The following is a 24,424-nucleotide window of genomic DNA, read 5'->3' as shown; positions in this document are numbered from 1 at the left end:
ATGAAAAATACAATAATATTAACTTTATTTTTTTAATTGTTCTTTTAGTTGGAAAATATCTGCTTCAAGATCATTCATTCTATCATAAATTGTTGAAGGATCAGGGATGTTGAACGATAGATATAATTTTACTTCCCAAACTTCTTTTATATCAGACGGAATGAAATTTTTTGTGCTGTAAACTCTGTTATCAGATTTTAAAAGTATATTACCATATTTATCTATACGATTTAAAGCTCTTTTAACTAATATACCTTCATAGTCATCTGTTTGTATTACAAATATATATACTCTTCCGTCTTTTATATCTTCACTCCAGTTTTCTTTCCATTCTCCAACAACATAAGACTGGTTTTGTATTGTTGGTTCCATAGAATCTCCTGCAACCTGAAACATTCTAAATGTACCATTATTTATATTGGGTAGATTATATGTTGGTAAAGACTGTATAAAAGCAGTATCACCATATCCGGAAAGATATCCTGCTGCAGCTTTGTTAGGAACTAAAACAACATTATCTCGACCTTGTTTATCAACTGTAACTACTCTTGGTGTATGAGAATAATTTTCCTGACTTTCTCTTAGAACTGTAAGGGAATTTGTATTTCTTGTATCATCAGAAATACTTACACTTTTTCTTACAGTTTCATATTGTAAGGTATTTTGTTGATTTCGTTTTAACTTCTTTTTATCTCCAGTTAATAGAAATTCTGCAGATACTTCTTCGCATTTTGCGTAAAGGAGTTCTGTGTCGAAAGTATTTCTTGAATGCCATGAAGAAAGCGTTTGCGGCTTTATTCCTAAAAATTTAGCAAAATCTGTATCTGAGTTAAAATCATATAACTCCTTTATCGTGTTTAAAATGAATTTCTTATCTAAATTTTTACTCATTTTGCGTAAATTTATTATGCGTTTTGTTGTTTTTGTACTCAGTTTGCGTATATTTGTCCCGTTGCACTCTCACAAAAATAAGATAAAATATTGATATATGAGTAGTATAGTTAAGAATGCAAGAAGTAATAATATTTGGTATCAGCTACATAAAGCAACAGGTTTTAGTTCTTCTTATTGTAAAAAGGTTGTTATGGGAGATCGTAAAAAAAGATCTAAAGGAGCTAAACAGATAATGGAAAAATTTGATGAGTTATCAAAAATATTAGAACCATGCAAGAAACAAACTTAGAAATAGTGTTAGATGCTTTTTTTAAAGTTCTGGTAAATGAGATTAATAATGAGAAATAATATTATTTAAAATAAAATCTTTAGTAAAACAAAAATGAGAATTCTGAATAATGATATAATTCTACGTAAATATAAGGAGGAAGAGAGTCTTTGGATTTCTCAACGACTTTTAATGGAAGTATGTCAGATTTCAGAAGAATATACTTGGCGTATCAGAAACATGTTCAAAAAATCAATATCAGAACAAGTATGTAAGCAAACAGATTATCTACCATATACAGGAAAGTCTTGGAGATGGGCAAAGGTAAAAGGTCAGTTTTACTATGACTATGATTGTATCCCTGATAGAAAACCTAAATTTTATAAATCTAAATTAGGAACAAAACATGAACTTCTACAGCAATATCAAATTTTAACGAGTATTAATGATATTGGTAATGAGGATTTTATTAAAAATAATATTACTAATCAAGTAATGTCTACTGTAAAAAATAATGATGTAAAGTACTATATGTACGAAGCTCATGTAACATTTACAAGAAAACAGGCAGAAGAAATGGCTACTGCGAAAGCATGGTGTGTTTGGATTTTGAAACAATTGAGTGATAATAATTTTAAACAACTTGGAATACTTAGAAAACAAGATTTTTATTCAATCTGTTCAGAGATTTTAGCACCTCTAAACCTTGAAGGGTTTAAAATTAGTTCTGCAGAATATTTAAGAAATATAGTAATATATAAATTCCCTAAAAGTGATAATAAAGCGCAGCTTGATTTTTTTATTTCAAATAAATATGGGAATCAAAATGCTCAGATAGTTGGTAAATATCCAATATTTAATGAGGATACAGGAGAAATTTTTCAATTTGATATTCATCAAGCAATGATGTTTAATTTATATATGAATCCTGGTTCTGCTACAAAGGAATTTTTACACGCGCTTTGGGAAGATAAGTATTGTAATGATATAGTAGAATTTGGAATGAAACCTATATCATACAGAACATTTTGCCATCATTTGTCGCGATTTAATAATGAAATTAAAACCGCTAGAGAAAGACATGGGATCGAACATTATAAAAAGAATATACAGACTTATGTAACAGCGGAAAGATTAAAATATTCGCATTCTTTATTCTGTGCAGATGGGTCAGGAACAATAAATTATTCCTACACAGATAAAAATGGAAAAAGAAATACAATGAAGCTGTATGTAATATTAATTACAGATGTTGCAAGTAAAAAAATTGTAGGTTGGGCACCTTCTTCTAAAGGATCTCATAAAGAAACGACGCAAATGGTTATAAATGCTATGAAAATGGCAATTGAAGAAACGGGAAATAGAACAATGTTCGAGTTTATTTCAGATAATCATGGTGCTTTTACATCTGTAGAAAGTAAATCCTTTCTTAATATGATATTCGATAAAGTGAGAACAATAGAAGTAGGTAACTCTCAGGCAAATCCGGCAGAAACTCAGTTTAGGTTGTTTAAACGTAGTTTAAAAGATATAGAATCTTTTATTTCTACAAGTTGGAATGCAGGAATAGATGGGCAGTCGAATCCAGATTACATCAATATTAACGATTTACCTACTTATGAAGAATCTTGTATTATAATGCATCATCTAATTAAACGCTGGAATGAAACAAAACAAAGAGATCAGGTTTCTCCAAACGAAAGATATGAATATAATATACATCCTAATTGTCAATCAATAGATCCTATTATTTTAAGGTATTTGTTTGCGGAGCATACAAAAGTTGATTTAAGTTATATGCGTGGTTTTGTAAATGTTAGTAAGACAAAAGGATATAATGAATCTACACAATATCAGTTTGAAATTCCTAATTATGGGGGCGAAGGTACAGAGCAAATAGCGAAAGCTGTTGGTTATTCAGCTCATGCAAAAGTAAAAGTTATTTGGGATGAAAATGCTGCTGATTTATACACATTAGAAGGGAAATATATTTTAACCTGTTTACCAGCAATAAAATCAATCCAGTCGCATGCAGAGTTGAATGATGATTTTGTAAATGGATTAAATCACCAAATGAATCGTAAGAAAATGCAGACTAAGGCTGTAGATGATTTTGAGAAAGCTTTAGTAGATGCTTTTCAAGAAATTGGTTACAGCCAATCTATGGCACTAGGAAGTAATAAAGAAATGTATAATGCTTCTAAGGGGAAAAGTGAAAGAGTAAAAATTAGTAATAAACAAACTAAAACCAAACTACGTATAGATCGAGATTTTAATAATAGTGAATGGTCTTAGCAAAATTTTATAATATGACAAATTTAACACAGAATCAACGAATTTATGATATTCCACAAGCTATGAAAGTTTTCTTAGATGATAGAGGAATAAAACAACCAGAAATAGCAAGATTATCTGGTGTAAATAAAGGAACTGTTAGTTTAATTTTTAGAGGAATTGAATATAATGGACAAACTAAAATAGCAGATAAATATTATCAAAAAATTGCTAACGCAATAGGTTATGAGTTAGAGAAAACATATTGGCAGCATTTTAATACATTCAATTTTAAGCAAGCTATTCTAACTTTTGAAAATGCTAGAAAAAATAAGGAACGTAGAGGTATTGATGGAGATACAGGTTTAGGAAAAACGTATGTAGCAACAGCTTTTAAAAAGAGATATCCAAAAATTGTAACACTTGTGAAATGCGATGAAATAGCTAATACAAAGGAGTTTGTTATTTCATTAGCAGAACAATTAGATCTTCCTACAATAGGTACAAAAAATAGAATTCTAAAAAATATTATTGATAAACTAAAATCTAAAGAGGAAGCTTTTTTAATAATTGATGAATTTGAAAATTCTAAAAAGGGTATTATACCAGTTATTAAATATTTGGCAGATGAATTAGAAAATGTAGTTCCATTGGTTGTACTTGGAATAGATGTAGAGAAAATGCTTTCCTTATCTGCAGAACGCCGTAAACAAGGGTTTATTCAGGTTAATCGTCGTTGGTCTTTTGGTTGGATATTTTTTTCATCGGATATCTCTGAAGATATTGAAAAAATATGTGAAACGGTAGGTATTGATAGAAAGACTGTAATCAATTGGTTGATTTCTAGAGTAAAAGATTTTGACTCTTTAAAGAATATTATCACAACAGTATTAATTGAAAGTGAAAAAAGTAAAGAGCCCGTAACAGTAGAAATGTTAAATGAATTATTCACAAACCATTAATAACAAATTTTAATAAACAAACATAAAAAATTATGGAAACAGCAACGAATAAGTTAATAAATGAAATGTCTGTAGAAGAATTATTTGCATTTGCAAATAAGAAAAAAGCAGAACAATTAAAAAAGAATACTGAGCGTAAACAGGCGTATTACAGTGATAAAAATAATTTTTTAGATGCAGTTGTATCAAAATATCAAGAGGTGCAAAGTGTTCTAAAAGAATTGAAAACAACAACAATTCATGAAGCAGAGAACTTTAATAAGTTGATGTACGAAATTGAAGGTAAACCAGTAAAAGAAACAAAATCTTTTAAACTAGAAAATGAAACTGTGAGGTTAATGGTAGAAGAAAAAGAGCTTTTCTCTTTTGCAGATGAAGCTATTGTTCATATTAACTCTATCAGAGATATTTTTCGTAAAAAATTCGAAGGAAGAAATAAAGCCTTTTATAATTTATTAGATGGTATTCTTATGAAAAACTCTAAAGGAGAATATGATCCAAAATTATTAACAAAAGCGCGTAGACAAGTAAGAGAGATAGGAGATGAAGAATTAATAAATGAGTTTGATAAGCTAATAGATTGTCAGAAAGTTGTAGGATCTGCAAAATATATTAGGGTATATACTAAGGATAATGATACAAAAAAATGGAATGATATAACGCTTAATTTCTCTAGCTTATGATAGTTAATATTGTTTTCGGTCTACTTGTCCTTGTTATACTTTGTATGCTTCTAATAATACTTCATTTATCGAATAATCGAGATAAATAAACTTAAAAATATCCTGATAGGCAAACACCAAGGTTCGAGTCCTTGGCAGGAACAAATTAAAATAAATATGGTTATGAATAATAATTACGAACAGCAGATAATGTTACGTAACAAGCGGAGCATTGCCTTAACAATTGCAACTAGAACAGGGATAAAAGAGGTAGATTCTTGGGAGAAATTTAATAATTGGATGTTAAAGAGGAGTGTATTAAAAAAGGAATTGTATAGGTATAATTTAGATGAATTAGACTTGTTAATAAAGCAATTTAGAGCATTAGAAAAAAATCATAATAACACAATTATACAATTAGGAATTAAAGCTTGGTTGCAAAAAAATAAGCACCTCTCCTTTAATCAAAATTAAAAGGGAATTTCAGCAGAATTACAAAAAAGAATAGGAGAAGAAATAATTTGAAAGATGGCATACAATCGTAGGAATTACTTGAATAAAGTATTAAAAGTTCAGCAAATAACACTAGAGCATCGTGCAAAAGGATTATATTTTAAAGAGATTTTTTATTTATACATAGAAAATGAATTTAATATATGTCAACGAACTTATGAGAATTATTTAGGTGTTAATGTAAAAAAGCAATTAAAAGATTTACAGGAAAAGGATAATGTAAATCAGGTAAAATTGTTTTAAGTTTTTTAAATCTTAGAATAAAAAAAGAGCAACTTGCAAATGCAAATTACTCTTAAAACAATAGTTCCCAAAATTGTTTTTAATCTATAATAGGATTATAAAATTTAGTAGAAGACAAGTATAGTTCTTCATAAGTACCCAATTCATCTTCTTGTTTCTTAATGCCTATATAACTACATTCAAATTTTAAAACATACGTGTCAACAACTGTTTTCTTTCTACTAAACTTTTCTTCAATAAATTCTAGTTTTCCAGTTGTGTCAGTTTCAAATTCATTTAATATCTCTCTTACTTTATTCACATACTTTAGGAAATTAACTTCAAAATCTCTATTTACAGGATTAGAAATATCTCGTAATTGTTTATATGGTAACCTAAAACTAATAGTAGCAATAGGATAGTCTATAGAATGATCTACTTTCCAATCTATAAATAAGAAATTGTCTTCAAATAAATCTAAATTATTAGGATCCAAATCCTGTCTCATATACATACCAATTTGTTTTGGTGGTGATATGTTATCTTCCTCAAAACTATTGAGTACTTCTTCGGACTCAAACTTTGCAATTATTTTATTATAAAAATTTATCATTTTGTTCTTTTTTTAATTCAGTTTTTCTACAAATTATGTTACAGCATTATCTGCATCAATAATAATTCTATTCAACATCTCTTTCATCCATCTTTCAACTTCATCTACAGACATTCCTGCGCCTCCAGCGTTTGTAACATTTATACCACCTTTATTAAACGCATCTATACGAATGTCAATCTTTTTAACTTGATTTGCTTGTCCTGTAACTTTATTAATATCACCTGTCGTTTTATTGTTTCCTAAACCACTAGAAACTCCTAATCCCTTACCTTTTTTGTTATCATTAACTCCATATAATGAAGTTGAACCTGTTGTGTTAAAAACTGCACCTTCCGGAGCGACTCCTGTTTTAGGTTTTTTATCCTCTGTTTTTACCTTAAGTTCTTCATTTGTTATTAATCCATTATTTTTTCTAAAATCTTTTACAGAATTCAACATTTTAGTAGAAAAATCAGTTGGATCATATTCATTAATCATTTCTAAAATTTGCTGTAAAGGTTTTATTAAAGCATCAAATAAGACTAATCGAATTCTTTTCAATCCACCAATAATACCTTCTGTTTTAAATGCTTCTATAATGCTTTCCCAATTGTTTTTTATCGACATAAAAGCATTTATAATCCATCCTATAGGACCCATAAATTGTAATAAAGCTGCTCCCCATTCATCCCATTTATATATAGCTACTGCTATAAGACCAATAAGTACACCTACAGCTAAAACTATAAGCCCTACAGGGTTTGCAAAAAGAGCAATATTTAGATAACCTTGTGCTGCAGTCCATAAAGGAATAAGTGAGGTTATGGTTTCTATCATTCCAGAAAGCGGTTCAATTGCTTCCATATATGGAACAAAAGGTCCAGTAATATCAGCTACAGCAGATTCAACACCAGAAGTAATATCTTTTAAAGCTGTTCCTGGAGCATCAACTTCTTTCATAGCATCAAAATTAGGAACACCTTTAGCTAGTCCATCTAATAGAGTTTTTCCTCTATCTTCTCCAGCACCTTTAAATAGATTATTTAATCCTTTCTGTTTTTCATCAATACTTAGTCCAGCTTTTTCCATTGCATTCAAGACTGTTTGTAAATTATCCCAAGTAGATTTTCCTTCTAAATCTTTTTGGTTCATTCCAATTTTACTTAGAACACCTTCTTGAATCTTTCCAAATTCTTGGAATTTTAATCCACCATTTTCTAAGGAACTAAAAATGGTTTCTGGTAAAATTCCGTCTTTTCCTACTTGTGCCATAATAGCCAAGTAATCTTTTACAGGCATTCCCATTTCATTCAAACTAGCAGGGGCTTCTTGTAACTTTGCAAGCATGTCGCTATTTAGGTTTGCACCTTTACTAACAGCTTGTTCAAATAAAGCAATATTCTCGTCCATACTACCACCCATTTGTTTGGTAATAGTATTTGCTACGTGAGCAATTTTATTAGGATCTTCTCCCATTCTTTTACTAAGACGATTAACGCTTGCAGCTGTTTTGTCAACATCCACAACACCCATCTGTTCAAGAGCAACTTTTGTTTTATTAATGTCATTAACGAAATCAAGTTTTTTCCCAATTTCTGAAACTGTATTTAATCCATCCTTTAATTTACTTAATGATCCTCCAGTACTATTTCCAGCTGTAGAAGCTTGATTTAATGTGTTTCGAAGATTATTACCCAGATTAGCAACAGATTTTTGAGCATTCATAATCACAACATTCACTTGCGTTAGTGAAACTTTCAAAGGATTGAAATTTGCTGTTCTACTAAAAGAGTTAAAAGATTGACTAATACCTCCAAACTTGTTACCAAGCGTAATAAGTTTACCCGTAATTTCTGTTATTTTTTTTCCAAAATGTGTGAAAACCCTAATAGTAAGACTACCTAAGCTTTCCAAAGCTTTCTTTAAAGAACCAATTCCTCTATTTATAAGCTGATTAACATTATTTAATGTATTGTTAAATAATTTTTTCGATAAGTCTAACAATACGTTCAAATTATTTGCCATATTATATTTTATTTCATTATTGTTTACGTTTATATTTTACCAATGAATCTTGTTTATTGAGATTAATAGTATATCTCAAAACTTATTATCCATTACCTCAAAACTTAGATTAAGTTCCTTTAAAATTCATTTTAAACCTGTTTTAAACAAGGTTTACTTTTATCGTAATATGTGCTTATTTACTATTAAATAAAAAGCGATAAACTTCTTACGATTCATTAAAATTTTACCACAAAAATCACATAAAAACAACTTGTAATCTAATAAAGACGAAAGCCTTGCTGATGATTTAGGATTGGAAAAATAATCAACCAATCTTTGCTTCATCAAACAACAATGGTGCGATAAAATCAAGCTTATTTGTTGTATTGAAGTTTTAAAGTCTTGATGGAGCAATCATCAATTAATTGACAAAAGAGATAGAAATAGTAAAGAGGAATTTACGATGAATTTTGATCCATCAGACTTGTTTTAAAAAAGCAAAATAGTATAACAAATAAAATGGCAGAAAGCCAATAAATATTAAACAGTATAATAATTTATAATTATATGAATAATCTTAACGGAGTTACAATTAAAAGAGGAAAAATCGGAGCAAATCGTTCTGATAACCAAAGAACTGTATCGGCATTAGTTGTCAGTTCAGTTGTTTTAGCAGGTTTAGCATTCAATACACCTGTAACAATTTACAGTACAAATGATCTTGAGCAGTATGGTTTAGATGCAGCTTTTGATAAAGAAAATAATGTAAATGTTTACAGACATGTTTCAGAGTTTTATAGAATGGCTGGTGAAGGAACAGAATTACATTTAATGCTTGTTGCGCAAACAGAAACACTTAAAACGTTAGTTCAGACTGAAGCTACAAAAACTTTATTAGCAACAGCTGATTATGAAGTTCGTCAAATTGCATTTGCATTAAATCCTACAACAGCAGCAGAGAGTACAGATGGTATTCCTACAGATGTTACGGAAGCAATTCCATTTGCGCAAGGTTTAGCAAATTGGGCATCTGAACAAAACATGCCTTGTCAAATCTTTTTAGAAGGATATCAATTAGATGGAGAATCAAGTGTTTTACCAGATTTAAGAGATATTGAAAACGTTGCAGCGACTAAAGTATCAGTTGTTATAGGGCAAGACTGGAAATATGCATCGACAAAAACTGGATTAGCACAAAAATATGCAGACGTTGGAACTGTATTAGGAGTTTGTTCTTCTGCTAGTATTGCACAAAACATTGGAGATAATGAAGCTTTTGATTTAAATGATTCTACGAAAGATGCATGGATGGTTGCAGGACTTTCTAGTCATAAAAAGAATACTGAAGTTCATTCTCAATTGCAAACATTAGAAAACAAAGGATACATCTTTGGTTTAAGCTATGCCGGATTATCAGGTATCCGTATTAATAATGATCACGTTTGTGCACCAATTGTAGTAGATCAAGAAGGGAATATTAACGAACATACGATTGCTTATGGTCGTGTAATGGATGATGTTATTAGACAATTAAGAGCTGTTTATTTACCAAAAATCAAGAAAACTTATCCTTTAGATGAGCAAGGTAAATTATTAGCAGGACCGCTTGTAGCATTAGAACAAATTGGTGATGATGTCTTTACAGATATGCAAAATGCAAGTGAAATTAGCTCAGGAAAAACAACTATTGATCCTAGTTCAGATTTATTAGTAAAGAAAGAACTTATTGTAAGTTTTGTTGTTATTCCAATGGGATCAGTGGGAGAAATTACAGGAACTATTAATATTAAAAACAATTTATAATGGCAAAAATAACACGTAACGGTAAAACATACGACAGTGTAGATGTAAAGTGTACAATCAACGGAGCACCTATAGAAGTTACTTCTTTAACTTATGGTAATGAGCAAGAAAATCAGTTAAACTGGACGCTTGGTTCTAGCGAAGCAACAAGTTGGAGTACAGGAAAAAGAACGCCTAGTGCAACAATGGGAATTATGATGCACGATGTTACTCCTTTAGAATTAGCTGCAAGTGGAAGTATTTTAGATATTAAACCATTTAACGTACAAGTTACTTTTACAAACGAAAATAATGTTCAAGTGATTGATACACTTTTGGTGAAATTTCAAAAAGAAGGAAGAGAAGTAACAGGAGAAATGGGGTTAAAGATGGAATATCCATTATTTGCTCTATCAGTAAAATTAAACACTAAATAAGACTAAAATGGCTAAAAATAAAAAAACAGTAACAGCAGAAATCGTAGAAAAAGCTGGAGGAGAAAAGAATTTACGTCGTCTAATTTTAAAAGATGAACAAGAACAGGAATTAGAGGTTATTGCACGTGTTCCTGATAGAACAACAATTGGAGAATATTTAAAGTACGCCAATGTAAACCCTAATAAAGCACAGGAGATTCTTGTTAATGGATGTTTATTAACAGATAAAGATTTAGTAAAAGCAAACGATACATTATTCTTATCTGCAGTTTCTGGAATTGCAGAGATTATTCCAATTGCAGTAGCAAAAGTGGAAAAGTATTAACCGATTGCACAGGATTAGTAGATGATGACAATTATGATCAAGTTTTTAAAATAAACGCGTTCATAAGTCATTTTCTACACGTCCCATGCCCAGAGCAATTGGATGATGATACATGGGCAATGAAGTGGGCTCAAGTAAAATGGTTAATGGATAAAGGAATTATAACACCAAAAAAGAACGAAAATGGATAATCAATACACTAAAGTATTTAATGACTCCTTTAAATTTCCTGAAAATGTGACAATAGACTTAGCTGCTAGATATGCAAGTGCTTTTGGCGTTGGATTAGTAAATAAATTAGTTAAGAAAATTCATGATAAAAAGGATTTAAAAGAGAATCTTTATAAGGATAAGATTCAAACTTATACGAATAAAAATAATGACTTCGAGACAAGTATATTTGAGTTTGTCAATAATGCTAAAATAGATACAAGTTATGATTCTAAAAGTTCTATAAAAGAGGTGTTTGATGAGTTTAAGTTTGTATTTTCTCCTATGCTTTATGTAGGGAATAAAGATGGAATAAAAGAGTTTGAAGACAAGGAAAAAAATATAAAAAAAAATATAAAACATATTTATTCACCTCCTTTAATAATGGATTTTTCTCAAGAAAAATCTTTAGTAGAAACAGAAGTAAACGATGATAATCCAATAATTGTTGAGCGCTGGGGAACAAAACCATGGAGTATAAGTATAAAAGGCTTATTAATCGATATGGAAGAGCATAATTATCCAGAAGATAAAATAAATAGTTTAAATAAGTTATGGAAGAATAATACGATTATAAAAGTAACTGGAGCTCAATTTTTAGATAAAGATATAGCAAGTATTTATTTCAAATCGATTGATTTTTCACCTCTTGTAGGGTTTCAAGACACCATTCAATTTAGTATAAATGCAACAAGTATTAAACCTGTTTCATTCACTTTAGATAAGCCAGATATGAACAGTTCAAGTTCAAATGGAAACATGAATACCTAATAGAATAAATGAAAAATGAATTACTTATACCATAATATTAATTTAAAAATAAAGATAGGAGATCGTATTAGTTTTTATCGTTGTCAATCTATACAAATTGAGAAAAGTGTTGAAACATTAATTAATACAGCAAAAATTACATTACCAAGAGAATATCGTAATGCTGTAAACGAAGAAAACACTAATAAATCGGTAAACATAGAGCAGAAATCTATTCTAGATTTTATTAAACGTAAAGATAAAGTTGAAATTTCATTTGGTTACGATGGTCATTTTTCTAAAGAATTTGTAGGATATGTAACCAAGATAAATTCAGATATTCCTTTAGTGATAGAGTGTGAAGATGAGATGTTTAACTTGAAGCATGAAAAGCGTTATTCGGGTTATTTTAAAACAGGAAATGTAAAGGAGATTCTAAAAGCTGTTATTCCATCAAAATATGAAGTTGTTTATGATGCTGATTATTTTATTGGAAAATGGAAAATAGAAGACGCAACGCCTTATGAAGTTCTACAAGAATTAAAAGAAAAAGCTTTTATGCGTGCCTGGTTTGATAATGAAGGAAAGTTAAATGTCGGAATGACAGTTGATTTTAAACCACGTATTGCACATCAACTAAATTTCTCTCAGAACATTAGAAAAGGTTCAAGTATTAAGTTTGAACAAAAAGAAAGTAAGAAATTACTTTTAACAATTGAATCTCAACAAAAAGATGGTTCCATTATTAAAAAAACTGTAGGAGAAAAAGGAGAGACAGAACAAACAATTAAAAGACCTGGGCTAAGTAAATCCGAGCTTGAAAGTTTTACAGAAAATATGTATAAATCTAAAACTTCTGATGGTTTTGAAGGTTCTATAGATACTTGGTGTTATCCGCTGGTAAAAGAAGGAGACGCAGTAGATTTATTTCGACCATATTACGAAGATGGACATCAGAATGGGCGATATTTTGTAGAAAGTGTATCAATTAATGTAAGTGGTTCAAACGGAATTAAAAGGAGTTTAAAAATTAGTTATAAACTATAAAAATGGAAATAAAAGAATTATTTGAAGCAGCGGTAAAAAGAGCGAATAAAAAAGGTATTAGAAGATTTCCATTAATGTTGGAAACAGTTACAGAAGTTAGTGAAACAACTTGTACAACATCTGATGGGATTGATGATATTCGATTAAATTCCATTGATACTGATCTAGAATCAAATATAACTGTTTATCCAAAAGTAGGTTCAAAAATAATCTATGGACGTTTGAATGATAGTGACGATTTGTTTGTCTTAAAATATTCAGAAATAGATCGAGTAATTATTAAAATGAAAGATCAAGTATTTGAAATGAAAGATGACAAATTTAGAGTAGTAAATAAAGAGACTAACCTTAAACAAATTTTTAATGATCTGTTTACAACTCTAGAAACTGCTATTATTCAAACTCCCTCTGGACCTGGAAAATTTATCGAAGCTAATACAGAGAAGTTTAAATCTTTAAATCAACAAATCAATAAATTATTATTCTAATGCCTTTAAACGACGAACTATTTATACAGGAAGTAATCAGTTTACAAGATGAAATGATTAAATCCGAAAACTATAATGAGAGTAAAAGACTATATGCTGAAAAGCTAGTAGCCTGTATTAAAAAATATTTGACATCTGCTACTGTACAAATCACTGGATCATCTAGCCAAGGACCTTTTACAGGAGTAGGAAAAATAGAATAAGAATGAAAGATTTTAAACGAACAGATGATTTAGACCTAGAGATAAAAAACGGCGATTTTGTAATTGCTGAAAGTGATCAACAACATGTAGAAGATATTTTTATAGCGCAGAAAGGAGAATTTAAAGAATATCCTCAAGTGGGATTTGGAGCAATTAATTACATCAAAACCAATACAACTTCTTATCAATTTGAGAGAGACTTAAAAATACAACTTGATTATGATAATTATTCAAATGTTGAAATTGATATATCCGATGGTATAGAGAATACAAAAATTACAATTTAATGAACGATATATTAGAAATCATTATCAACAGTTTGGCTGCAGGTGGTTTAGGAGGTTTTTTTGGATGGTTTTTTACCCGTAAAAAATTAAATGCAGAAGCCGAAGGAGAAGAAGAAAATACGAAATCTAAAATGATTGATAATGAAATTAAACTTTCTGATTATTATCAAAAAATGTTGGATGATTTAGGGACACGATACGAAGAGAAATTTCAAAATGTTGAAAAACTATACACAAATAAAGAACGTGTACTTAAAAATGAAATCAACATGTTGAAACAAAAAGTAAAGATGCTTCGAATAGAGAATGCAGAATTAAAAAGAAGAAACTTAGAACTCGAGAAAAATGCAGATAAAAGCTTTAGATAATCAAACTCTTTTAGATCTCTCTATTTACTTATTTGGGACAGCTGTAGGTGCATTAGAACTTGCAATAGAAAATAATATTGCATTAACAGATGATATAGAGGCTGGACAAGAATTAGAAATTCCCAAAAATTACGCTTTACGAGATAGTTTAGTTGCTGAATATTTTCAGAACGAACAATTGAAACCAGCAACAGGAATGAATGGATTAGAGATTATAGTACCAGAAGATTTCGGAATAGGATTAATGGTAATAGAGGAATCATTTATAATAAGATAACATGGCAAGATCAATAGAAAATATACAAACTTCAATTTTTGAAGAAAAAAATAAAAAAGTAGAGTTACAAGATTTAACATCTACAAAAAAGACCTCTATTTGGCAATTATGGGTTTATATTATGTCTTTTGCCATTTATACATTCGAGCTTATTCTGGATAAGCATTTAAAGGATGTTTCAACTAAGTTAACGGAACAAAAAGTACATACAGCTCGTTGGTATAGATCTAAGGCATTAGCATTTCAGTTTGGATTTGATTTGCTAGCAGATAGCGATAATTTTAATAATACCGATAAAACAACAGAACAAATTGATGCTTCTAAAATAATAAAATACGCTGCCGTAAGTGAAAATGATGATAATGGCAGACTGATTATTAAAGTAGCAGGTGAAAAAAATAAAGAATTAAGTAAGTTAAATGAAGAAGAAGTATTCTGTTTTAGAGAATACATGGAAGAAATTCGTGACGCCGGAGTTAAATTAACAGTTATTAATTACGATGCAGATAAACTATTTCTTGATTTAAAAATTAATTACGATCCTTTAGTTCTATCAAAAACAGGAATGCATTTGATTAATACGAATTATCCTGTTGTAGATGCTATAAAAGAATATATGAGAGAATTACCTTTTAACGGAGAGTTAGTTTTAGCACATTTAGTAGATAAATTACAAACTGTAGAAGGTGTAAGTATTCCTACAATAATTTCTGCTTCAACATCTTGGATTGATGCTAGTACAAATTCTTATGCAGAACCAATAGGTATTGATGTAAAAGCTATTCCCATATCTGGATATTTTAAAGTTGAATCTTTTGATAATATTAGTTATGTGGTATAATCTCAATTTTAACAAGTTAATTGTTCAACTTTTACCAACTTTTCTTAGGAAACAGAGAATGATAGCTTTTTTATCTCTTTTTTCTGAAGAATTATTAAAACTGCATAATCAATGGTTACAGGAAAAAAAAAATCATGAAGAGTGGTTGTTTCATAATTCTCAAGTTTGTTATTTACGCAAAGCTTTAAATGATGAATTTGATGATTTAGAAAGGGGTATTAGAATTACAGATGGTCAACTTTATGATCGTCAGTATTTATTCACTCTAGGAGAGAATAAACCAAGAAAAATAGGAAAAATATTTCTGCGACCAGCATCCGATTATGCTGATACAGGTATAGATTTTTTTGTTGTTTTTCCTAAAACAATTGATATAAATAACAATAACTATAAGCAAGAAGCTTTGGTTAATCGATATAAACTAGCAAGCAAGCGCTACAAAATAATACACAATGAATAAGGTAGAATATAATCAAACAGAAGGTTTTCCATTAGATGTTAACATTTTAGATTTTGGACAAAAAGCCAATCAAATTTCACAAGAACTAGGACATATAATAGCTCCTTTAGCTATTGTAAGTGGCTGTACGGAAAATAGTAATAATATTTCTGATGGAGTAGTTTTTATTGAGGGCGAGTTGTTACCATTTAAAGGAGGTTTAAAACAAGATAATATTAGAGTTGTTGAGGAGATAGAAAAACGAGAATTCGAAAATGGAGTTCAGAAAGATGTGTTAATTACACGTTTTGCTACTTTCGGTATTGGAGCCGTTAAGACCTATAAATGGTCAGATTTTTATCGTTCAATTACCATAAAAGAAATTGAAAAACGATTGGTTCATCCTGGTTTTATTCAAGATTATTATGGAGATATTAATAAAATTCCTGTAGGGTGGTATTTATGTGATGGACAAAACGGAACACCAGATTTAAGAGGTTTATTTACAGTCGGTTATGATGATCGTAATGCAGAATATAACCAAGTTGGAAAAACGGGAGGTGAAAAAGAAGTTTTATTAACGAGTAGACAGTCAGGGTTAAGAGAGCATAATCATACAGTTTATGATCCAGGTCATACTCACAGAGTTACATTTAAACTAGGAGATGATAGACATTCCAATGGTAGTCATCCTAATGCCCGAAATGATAGAGATACAACAGCAATCAGTGAGAGGTCATATACAGGTATTACTATTAATTCATCAATGAGTTTGAATGCTTTAGATTATCACGAAAATAGACCACCATTTTATGTTTTAGCAAAAATTATGTACAAAGGATAAACTTATGGCAAAAACAGAATTGAATATTATTAAAAACTGGTTTAAAACCGGTTTAAAACCAACCCAAGCTCAATTTTGGTCTACATGGGATAGTTTTTGGCATAAAGATGAGAAATTACCTATTTCAAATGTAGAAAACTTAGAAAATATTTTAAATAATAAGGCAGAAAATAACCATAATCATGTAGAATATGCAACGAATGATGCTAGTTCTTTAAATGAAGAAAATATCAATAATTGGCAAGCTAAACTTGGTATTGAGGATTTGGAAATGACAGATGAATCTGTAAAGATTACAGAAGATTATCCAGAATTTGGATTAGAAAATGGGAACTCTATCAAAAGTTTTAATAGTACAGTTTACAGTATGTTATCTTCAGATAACTTAGGAAGTAATTTTGCAAATACAGATTTAGAAGTAGATGAAGATAGAAAACATACTGGAGAAGCAACAGTAGATTTTGGAATGCCTCTTGTTTTTTCTAATCCTTCTCAGAAATTTAGCGGGTTGCAGGATAAGAGTGGTGATGAAAATTTTAATGCTTTTCAAGTAACAGATGAGCAAGGGAATCTTGCTAGAGCAACACAAATAGCAAACCTGTTTGAAAAAACATTACAAGGAACAACATCTGAACAAGCTTTAAGAATTGGTCAACTATTAGGAGGAGGAGCTGGAGATGCAGGTCAAATGAGTGTACATACAATATCACCTCCTGTAATTCAGAATAGATATGATGCCGTAGAATGGGTGTTATTATATGGAGCTAATTTAAAATTATCAAATGATAGGAAAATCGAAATAATAAATAAACAGACTGGTTTAGTTGTTATAGAAATTCCAAATAATCAAATAATTTCTGAAAGTTCAAATGAATTAAGCTTTTACTACAATTTTAATTCCTTTCCTGAAGGAGTTTATTTTCCAAGAATAACAAGTGGTTCTAAAGTTTATTCTGTAGATCAAGAATTAACTGTAGTTAAAGATATTGAGGATATTGATTTCTCTAAAACCACTTGGGAATGGTTTTATACAGATGACATATCACCATCAGTAAATAATTCTGCTACAGGGAATAGATTTACTATTGAAATTCCTCAGGGAGTGGGAGCTATTCCTAAAGTTAATCTAAAATCGAGTGAATTATTTGTTGAGGGTGATGATTTCTATATAGAAATGAATATCAATTTTAGTGCATTCTCTACAGGAATAGATGACAGTAACTTATCATATATAGGTATAGGTTACAGTTCTACAGCGAACTCAATTAATATTGGTAGTGAAGTATATATGAATTATATGAATTTACATGGTTTTAGCCAAGCTGTAAGATATTATAATAATGGACAATATGGTACACTGTTATATGGTTCAGGTATTCTACCTGTTAAAATAACAAAAACTGGTAATTTATTTAAAACAACTATAGGTTCTAATACTATTACTAAAACTCTTAGTAACAATAGTGGATATTCTGTATTTGCTCAGTTTGTAGGTCAAGCTGTTGGGGGCCAAATTATACAAGGTCAAATTGTTAAAGCATTTAAGTTTAATTAAAAATTAGTAACTCAATGTCAACAGATAAAAATATAATAAAAAATTGGTTTAAAACTGGTTTAAAACCAACCCAAGGACAATTCTGGTCTACCTGGGATAGTTTTTGGCATAAGGATGAAAAACTACCCATTTCTAATGTAGAAAACTTAGAAAATATTTTAAATAATAAAGCTGAAAATAACCATAATCATGCTGAATATGCAACGAATGATGCTAGTTCCTTAAGTGAAGAAAATATCATTAATTGGCAAGCTAAACTTGGTATTGAGGATTTAGAAATGACAGATGAGTCTGTAAAGATTACAGAAGATTATCCAGAATTTGGATTAGATAATGGGAACTCTATCAAAAGCTTTAATAGTACAGTTTACAGTATGTTATCTTCAGATAACTTAGGAAGTAATTTTGCAAATACAGATCTTGAGGTAAATGAAGATAGAAAACATACTGGAGAAGCAACAGTAGATTTTGGAATGCCTCTTATTTTTTCTAATCCTTCTCAGAGATTTAGTGGATTGCAAGATAAGAGCGATGATGAAAATTATAATGCTTTTCAAGTAACAGATGAGCAAGGGAATCTTGCTAGAGCAACACAAATAGCAAATTTGTTTGAAAAAACATTACAAGGAACAACATCTGAACAAGGTTTAAGAATTGGACAATTACTAGGTGGTGGTACTGGAGATGCAGGCGCAATTTCGGTGAATACAATTTCACCGTACGTTATTCAGAATAGATTTGATTCTGTTGAATATGTTCTTTTAAGAGGGGCAAATTTAAAATTATCGACAATTAGAAAAATTGAAATTTTAGATAAAATATCAACTGAAGTTGTTGCAACAATTCCTAATGATCAAGTAATTTCTGAAAGTTCTACAGAATTAATTTTTTATTTTAATTTTTATCAATTTAGTGAAGGAACTTATGTATTAAGATTGACAAGTGGAGGAAAGGTTTATACAACATCCCAAGAATTTAAAATTTTAAACCAAATAGAAAATATAAATATTAACGCTATTCAATGGGAGTGGGTTTATGCAGATGGAGTTACACCATCTATTAATGATATAGCTTCTGGTGGAGATTTCACGATCGAAACGCCACAAGGAGCTAGTCCAATTCCAAAAGTAAATTTAAAATCTTCAGAATTATTTGCTGAAGGAGAAGATTTTTATATAGAAATTCAATTAGATTTTAGTAGAAAAGCCTCTGATGCTGATTGGAATACATCTAGAATAGGACTAGGTTATTCAGATACGGAACTTTCTACTAATCAAGATTCATTAGTGTATTTCACGTATAGTTTTTTTCAGGATTCTAGAATTGTGACAAATGGTACGTTTCAGACACCATATTCAGTTAATGTAATAATTACAAAAACAGGAAATCTATTCAAAATAACTTATAATGATTATATAGAGATTAAAACTCTATCTAATAATAGTGGATATTCCATATTTACTCAAATTTTAGGAAGAGGATTTCATTTTAATGATAATCAAATAATTCAAGGTAAAATTTTAAAGGCATTTAAGTTTAATTAAAAATTAGTAAATCAATGTCAACAGATAAAAATATAATAAAAAATTGGTTTAAAACTGGTTTAAAACCAACACAAGGACAATTTTGGTCTACCTGGGATAGTTTTTGGCATAAGGATGAAAAATTACCTATTTCTAATGTAGAAAACTTAGAAAATATCTTAAATAATAAGGCCGAAAATAACCATAATCATGCTCAATATGCAACAAATGATGCGAGTTCTTTAAATGAAGAAAATATCATTAATTGGCAATCTAAACTTGGTATTGAGGATTTAGAAATGACAGATGAATCTGTAAAGATTACAGAAGATTATCCAGAATTTGGATTAGAAAATGGGAACTCTATCAAAAGTTTTAATAGTACAGTTTACAGTATATTATCTTCAGATAACTTAGGAAGTAATTTTGCAAATACAGATTTGGAAGTAGATGAAGATAGAAAGCATACAGGAGAAGCTACAGTAGATTTTGGAATGCCTCTTGTTTTTTCTAATCCTTCTCAGAGATTTAGCGGTTTAGAGGATAAGAGTGGTGATGCAACATATGATAAGATCTTGGTGTCAGACAATGAAGGGAATATAAATACATCACAACTTAATATTCCTATTAATGAGTTTGTTAAGAATGGAAATGGTTGGTCTTTAAAATATAGATTAAATAATCCGACTTTCTATGGTACATTAGGAAATAATGCTGTAGATTTTTCAAGAAATACTTCTGCTTCTGCAGAAATTAGCTTTCCATATGGAGCTAATGGAACTAGTTCATTTGTGATAGGATTGCAAAATTCTGTATTAGGTTCAGGAACATTTGTAGCAGGTTTAGGTAATAGAAGTAGTGGTCAATTAAATCATATTGTAGGAGCATATTCTACAATATTAGAAGAAAGAGGAACATCTAATACGGCTAAATATTATAATGGTATTTTTGGCGGTAGACAGCATTACATAACAAATTCGATTGAAAGTGTAATTTTAGGAGGTTACGGAAATAAAATAACTGGTGAACAAAATCCAAGACTTGGTGTACATAATTCTAGAAATGCAATAATTGGTGGATGGAATAATGAGATATTTAATAATGTAAATACAAATAGACCAGCTTATTCATCATTTATCTTAGGAGGAGAGCAAAATAAAGCTCAAGGCTATTATAATCTTGTTAGCGGATATGACAATTATGCTGTTACATCTGGAGAAACAATATTTGGTAGTCAAGCAACAATTCAAGACACAAGTCTTTCAGGGTATGATTATATAGATGAGGCTAGAATTTTTGGAATAGGGGTAGGTTATAATAATGGTAGTGGCAATACTATAAGACGAGATGGTTTAAATGTATACAGAAATGGTTTAGTAACGGCTCCTACAATAACAAATTCTTTAATAGAGAGTAACTCAAAATCTTTAATTACTAAAGAATATTTAGATCATTATAAAACAAAGGTTTTTTATCCAAGTACTTACAATCATACTTTGAATGTATCAGATATATCTAGAAATAAAACATTTATAGCTTATACTTTAGATTCTTCAGGGAATATTACTCTAGATTCATCAGGGTTTATTGAAGGTCAAGAAATAATTATAATGAATTTGACAAACGATGTTGATGTAACTGTAAGTCCTGTAAATGATGGAGGTGATTCTATATTATTACAACCTACTGTTTCTATTCATTTAGTTTATATTTCAGGAGGATGGAATTATATAAAAGAATTTGATTATTAATAAAAAATCAGCTATGAAAACGCAAAAAAAAGGCTTAGACCTTATAAAAAAATACGAAGGCTTCTATTCGAAGCCTTATCGTGACCCAATTGGTATTCCAACAATTGGTTATGGAGCAACTTACTATCCAAATAAGAAAAAAGTAACAATGCAAGATAAACCAATTACAGAAAAAGAAGCTTTTAGTTTACTTGTAGATATGCTAAGGGTTTATGAAGATCAAGTAAATAGATTAGTAAAAAAAGTTATTAATCAAAATCAGTTTGATGCTTTGGTATCATTTACATATAATTTAGGAGCTACAAATCTATCAAAATCTACATTGTTGAAAAAAATCAATCTAAATCCAAATGATCCTACTATTCAACAAGAATTTGAGAAATGGATAAATGCTGGTGGAAAAAGATTAAATGGACTTGTAAAACGTAGAAAAGATGAAGCTTTTTTATACTTTTCTTAGTTTTCTTCTTTTATTTAATTGTGCAACAAAACATAAAATAAAAGAGATTGAAAAAATAAATGCTAATACTGAATACATAATAAATAAGGATAGCATTTCTACTAACTATTCATTTAGTACAAAAATTGAAGAAATTAAAAATTTTGATGAGTTCTCAAGCCTTCTAAAGAGTTTAAATATTTCATATAATGGAGAGTTAAATGATAGTTTAAAAGTTTCTTTTAGTAATAAAAAAGAGGGGATTGATTTAAAAATAGGAGGAAAAGGGAAAATAAACTATAATGAACAATCGAATAGTAGTTCTTTAGTTAACAATAAGAATATTGTAAAAACCTTAGATTCTATTAAAGTAGATCAATCCAGTCAATCTAATCAAGGATCATTAAAAGTAGCAACAAATACTTTTCGTAAGAATACAGAAAAGTACAAGGTAGACTTTTCAATTTGGATTTATATTTTTGCTTTTTTTATTGTGTGTGTATTAATTATTCTTAATCATTTTAAGAGAAAATATCTTAAATAAACTCTTGTCAATTTTGCATTTTTCGTTTTGCGGATTATAAAGAGAAATTTACTGTATATAGATATTCGATTTGAATAAAGAGATAATTTTTAAAAAAATAGTTGAGTAAAATTTTATAAGCAATCAATTTGTGAAGTCAATACAATCAAAAAGAGGCTTTCTATTTTTAGAAAGCCTCTTTTTGAGTTTATAAATGAAATAGTATTTTAATCTTCTACTTTACTATTTTTCTTACCATAGAAAAAGTAAATAAAAATACCAATAGCAAGCCAAATTAAAAGTCTGTACCAACTTTCTAATGTAAGTGAGCTCATTAAATATAAACAAACAGCAACACCTAAAATAGGAATTAATGGAACGAAAGGAACTTTGAATTTACGTTCTATATTTGGCATTTTTTTACGCATAATTATAATTCCGATACACACTAATGTAAACGCGAATAATGTACCAATGCTTACCATGTGTCCTAAATCTTTAATAGGAACAAAACCAGCGAAAATACTTACAAATACTAAAAAGAATAAGTTTGTTTTCCATGGCGTACTGAATTTTTTATGAACATCAGAAAAGAATGAAGGTAATAAACCATCGTTACTCATACTGTAAAAAACACGACTTTGTCCTAATAACATAACTAAAATAACAGAAGTATATCCAGCTATAATAGCTAAAATTAAAACAGTTTGTAAGAATGTATATCCTGTTACAGCAAATGCAGTTGCAGCAGGTGAAGCATCTCCTTTAAATGTTGTATAAGGAACTAAACCTGTCATAACCCAAGAGAATAATACATATAATATTGTACAAATAACCAATGAACCTAATATTCCAATAGGCATACCTTTTTGTGGATTTTTCGCTTCTTGTGCAGCTGTAGAAACAGCATCAAATCCAACAAAAGCAAAGAATACAACAGCAGCACCAGCGGCAATACCAGGCATTCCTCCGAATTGTGTTCCAGGAATATTTTTAGGAATAAATGGAATATGATTTTCTGGAGTTATATGGTTCCATCCTAAAACGATAAAAACAATAACTACAGTAACTTTTAATATAACTAAAATATTGTTGATAAAAGCAGACTCTTTTGTTCCTCTAATTAATACAAGAGATAAAAGACAAACAATAAATATGGCAGGTAAATTAATAATACCTCCATCTGCTGGAGCATGTAAAAACTCCTCCGGTATAAATATGTTTAACTGTTGTAAAAACTTATCCAAATAAGCAGACCAACTCACACTAACGGTGGCAGCAGCCAATGCATATTCTAACACTAAGTCCCATCCAATAATCCAAGCAATAAATTCACCCATTGTAGCATAAGAATAAGTGTATGCACTACCAGCAACAGGTATCATAGATGCAAATTCTGCATAGCAAAGTCCTGCGAAAGCACAACCAAATGCAGCTAAAACAAAAGATAATGTAACTGCTGGTCCAGCATGGTCTGCTGCAGCAATTCCTGTTAAACTAAATAATCCAGCACCTATAATTGCTCCAATTCCCAGTGCAACTAATGCGGATGATGATAGAGACCTTTTTAATCCTCCTTCTTTTTCTTCAGAATCCTCAATTAATTTAGAAAGAGGCTTTGTTTTCCATATTGACATAAAACAAATGTGTTAATTTTTTTAATTATAAGAAGTGAAAATATATATAAATAAAGTAAATAATTAAAAAGCAATTAAAATAAATGTAGGTTTTTGAAGATATTTTTATGAAATAGCACTTTTGGTATTTAATTTTTAAATTTCAACTAAAAATGAGTTGTTTTTTTATTTATATCGTAATTTATGGTATTTATTTTTGAGAAGTATTAAAAAATAAAAAGTGTTACTATTTTTAAAAATGTATATTGTTTAAATGTTGTTTAATTAATATATTCGTTTTTTAACAATTTCCTATCGAGTA

General features: G+C 29.5%; 28 protein-coding genes. 24 read left to right on the top strand and 4 right to left on the bottom strand.

Features of this window, described 5'->3' with window-relative positions; genetic code table 11:
• Window positions 1–24 precede the first annotated feature (24 nt).
• A complete protein-coding gene (locus BUA86_RS05320) occupies window positions 25–891 on the bottom strand; it encodes a LexA family transcriptional regulator (protein ID WP_072930567.1) in 867 nt (288 codons plus the stop codon).
• A gap of 97 nt (window positions 892–988) precedes the next feature.
• Here BUA86_RS05320 and BUA86_RS05315 point away from each other — a divergent pair, with 97 nt between their 5' ends.
• The 6 genes from BUA86_RS05315 to BUA86_RS05290 all read left to right on the top strand — a co-directional run bounded on the left by BUA86_RS05315 (window position 989) and on the right by BUA86_RS05290 (window position 5,816).
• A complete protein-coding gene (locus BUA86_RS05315; RefSeq protein ID WP_072930565.1) occupies window positions 989–1,183 on the top strand; it encodes a hypothetical protein in 195 nt (64 codons plus the stop codon).
• Window positions 1,184–1,276: 93 nt separating this feature from the next.
• Entirely contained in the window at window positions 1,277–3,457 is a 2,181-nt protein-coding gene (locus BUA86_RS05310) for a DDE-type integrase/transposase/recombinase (RefSeq protein ID WP_083580309.1), read from the top strand.
• Between the two features lie 14 nt (window positions 3,458–3,471).
• Window positions 3,472–4,398 carry an AAA family ATPase gene (locus BUA86_RS05305; protein WP_072930561.1) on the top strand — a complete coding sequence of 309 codons (927 nt, stop codon included), beginning with the start codon at window positions 3,472–3,474 and terminating at the stop codon, window positions 4,396–4,398.
• A 32-nt stretch (window positions 4,399–4,430) separates the two neighbouring features.
• Window positions 4,431–5,081: a DUF3164 family protein gene (locus BUA86_RS05300; protein WP_072930559.1), complete on the top strand. Its 651-nt coding sequence runs from the start codon at window positions 4,431–4,433 to the stop codon at window positions 5,079–5,081.
• Window positions 5,082–5,243: 162 nt separating this feature from the next.
• Window positions 5,244–5,534 (top strand): hypothetical protein, encoded by a 291-nt coding sequence (locus BUA86_RS05295; RefSeq protein WP_143147247.1) that lies wholly within the window; start codon window positions 5,244–5,246, stop codon window positions 5,532–5,534.
• A 54-nt stretch (window positions 5,535–5,588) separates the two neighbouring features.
• Complete coding sequence (locus tag BUA86_RS05290; protein WP_072930555.1) at window positions 5,589–5,816, top strand: hypothetical protein; 228 nt, start codon at window positions 5,589–5,591, stop codon at window positions 5,814–5,816.
• A gap of 79 nt (window positions 5,817–5,895) precedes the next feature.
• Here BUA86_RS05290 and BUA86_RS05285 read toward each other — a convergent pair whose 3' ends face one another.
• A complete protein-coding gene (locus BUA86_RS05285) occupies window positions 5,896–6,408 on the bottom strand; it encodes a hypothetical protein (protein ID WP_072930553.1) in 513 nt (170 codons plus the stop codon).
• 33 nt (window positions 6,409–6,441) lie between these two features.
• On the bottom strand, window positions 6,442–8,415 hold the full coding sequence (locus BUA86_RS05280; protein ID WP_143147246.1) for a phage tail tape measure protein: 1,974 nt from the start codon (window positions 8,413–8,415) through the stop codon (window positions 6,442–6,444).
• A gap of 549 nt (window positions 8,416–8,964) precedes the next feature.
• On the opposite strand from BUA86_RS05280, the gene BUA86_RS05275 reads away from it, so the two are divergent.
• From BUA86_RS05275 to BUA86_RS05190, 18 genes are all read left to right on the top strand, one after another.
• Window positions 8,965–10,200 (top strand): DUF2586 family protein, encoded by a 1,236-nt coding sequence (locus BUA86_RS05275; RefSeq protein ID WP_072930550.1) that lies wholly within the window; start codon window positions 8,965–8,967, stop codon window positions 10,198–10,200.
• Window positions 10,200–10,616: a hypothetical protein gene (locus BUA86_RS05270; RefSeq protein ID WP_072930548.1), complete on the top strand. Its 417-nt coding sequence runs from the start codon at window positions 10,200–10,202 to the stop codon at window positions 10,614–10,616. The genes BUA86_RS05275 and BUA86_RS05270 overlap by 1 nt, the downstream gene beginning before the upstream one ends.
• A 7-nt stretch (window positions 10,617–10,623) precedes the next feature.
• Complete coding sequence (locus tag BUA86_RS05265; protein ID WP_072930546.1) at window positions 10,624–10,941, top strand: hypothetical protein; 318 nt, start codon at window positions 10,624–10,626, stop codon at window positions 10,939–10,941.
• Between the two features lie 183 nt (window positions 10,942–11,124).
• Window positions 11,125–11,922: a DUF6046 domain-containing protein gene (locus tag BUA86_RS05260; protein WP_072930544.1), complete on the top strand. Its 798-nt coding sequence runs from the start codon at window positions 11,125–11,127 to the stop codon at window positions 11,920–11,922.
• A gap of 15 nt (window positions 11,923–11,937) precedes the next feature.
• Window positions 11,938–12,948, top strand: coding sequence for a hypothetical protein (locus BUA86_RS05255; RefSeq protein WP_072930542.1), 1,011 nt, complete (start codon window positions 11,938–11,940; stop codon window positions 12,946–12,948).
• Window positions 12,949–12,950: 2 nt separating this feature from the next.
• Complete coding sequence (locus tag BUA86_RS05250; RefSeq protein WP_072930540.1) at window positions 12,951–13,436, top strand: hypothetical protein; 486 nt, start codon at window positions 12,951–12,953, stop codon at window positions 13,434–13,436.
• A complete protein-coding gene (locus BUA86_RS05245; RefSeq protein ID WP_072930538.1) occupies window positions 13,436–13,639 on the top strand; it encodes a hypothetical protein in 204 nt (67 codons plus the stop codon). Before BUA86_RS05250 ends, BUA86_RS05245 begins: the two co-directional genes overlap by 1 nt.
• Window positions 13,640–13,641: 2 nt before the next feature.
• Window positions 13,642–13,926: a hypothetical protein gene (locus BUA86_RS05240; protein ID WP_072930537.1), complete on the top strand. Its 285-nt coding sequence runs from the start codon at window positions 13,642–13,644 to the stop codon at window positions 13,924–13,926.
• Entirely contained in the window at window positions 13,926–14,294 is a 369-nt protein-coding gene (locus tag BUA86_RS05235; RefSeq protein ID WP_072930535.1) for a hypothetical protein, read from the top strand. The genes BUA86_RS05240 and BUA86_RS05235 overlap by 1 nt, the downstream gene beginning before the upstream one ends.
• Window positions 14,272–14,571, top strand: coding sequence for a hypothetical protein (locus tag BUA86_RS05230; protein WP_072930534.1), 300 nt, complete (start codon window positions 14,272–14,274; stop codon window positions 14,569–14,571). Before BUA86_RS05235 ends, BUA86_RS05230 begins: the two co-directional genes overlap by 23 nt.
• 1 nt (window position 14,572) lies before the next feature.
• The gene (locus tag BUA86_RS05225) at window positions 14,573–15,412 is read left to right on the top strand and encodes a nucleotidyltransferase (RefSeq protein WP_072930532.1); all 840 of its coding nucleotides are present in this window, start codon (window positions 14,573–14,575) and stop codon (window positions 15,410–15,412) included.
• Window positions 15,413–15,470: 58 nt separating this feature from the next.
• A complete protein-coding gene (locus BUA86_RS05220) occupies window positions 15,471–15,872 on the top strand; it encodes a hypothetical protein (RefSeq protein WP_229731740.1) in 402 nt (133 codons plus the stop codon).
• A complete protein-coding gene (locus BUA86_RS05215; protein WP_072930528.1) occupies window positions 15,865–16,695 on the top strand; it encodes a hypothetical protein in 831 nt (276 codons plus the stop codon). The genes BUA86_RS05220 and BUA86_RS05215 overlap by 8 nt, the downstream gene beginning before the upstream one ends.
• A gap of 4 nt (window positions 16,696–16,699) precedes the next feature.
• The gene (locus BUA86_RS05210) at window positions 16,700–18,250 is read left to right on the top strand and encodes a hypothetical protein (RefSeq protein WP_072930526.1); all 1,551 of its coding nucleotides are present in this window, start codon (window positions 16,700–16,702) and stop codon (window positions 18,248–18,250) included.
• Window positions 18,251–18,264: 14 nt separating this feature from the next.
• Window positions 18,265–19,794, top strand: a complete 1,530-nt coding sequence (locus BUA86_RS05205) for a hypothetical protein (RefSeq protein ID WP_072930524.1) — start codon at window positions 18,265–18,267, stop codon at window positions 19,792–19,794.
• 14 nt (window positions 19,795–19,808) lie between these two features.
• Window positions 19,809–21,524, top strand: coding sequence for a hypothetical protein (locus tag BUA86_RS05200; RefSeq protein WP_072930523.1), 1,716 nt, complete (start codon window positions 19,809–19,811; stop codon window positions 21,522–21,524).
• 13 nt (window positions 21,525–21,537) lie between these two features.
• Entirely contained in the window at window positions 21,538–21,984 is a 447-nt protein-coding gene (locus BUA86_RS05195) for a lysozyme (protein WP_072930878.1), read from the top strand.
• On the top strand, window positions 21,959–22,507 hold the full coding sequence (locus tag BUA86_RS05190) for a hypothetical protein (protein WP_072930520.1): 549 nt from the start codon (window positions 21,959–21,961) through the stop codon (window positions 22,505–22,507). The genes BUA86_RS05195 and BUA86_RS05190 overlap by 26 nt, the downstream gene beginning before the upstream one ends.
• Window positions 22,508–22,713: 206 nt before the next feature.
• Here the strand turns inward: BUA86_RS05190 and BUA86_RS05185 are convergent, their stop codons facing one another.
• On the bottom strand, window positions 22,714–24,123 hold the full coding sequence (locus BUA86_RS05185) for an amino acid permease (protein ID WP_072930518.1): 1,410 nt from the start codon (window positions 24,121–24,123) through the stop codon (window positions 22,714–22,716).
• Window positions 24,124–24,424: the final 301 nt, after the last annotated feature.

The organism is Chishuiella changwenlii (genome assembly GCF_900142565.1).
Classification (GTDB): Bacteria; Bacteroidota; Bacteroidia; order Flavobacteriales; family Weeksellaceae; genus Empedobacter; species Empedobacter changwenlii.
This window is presented reverse-complemented; position numbering and strand designations above follow the sequence as displayed.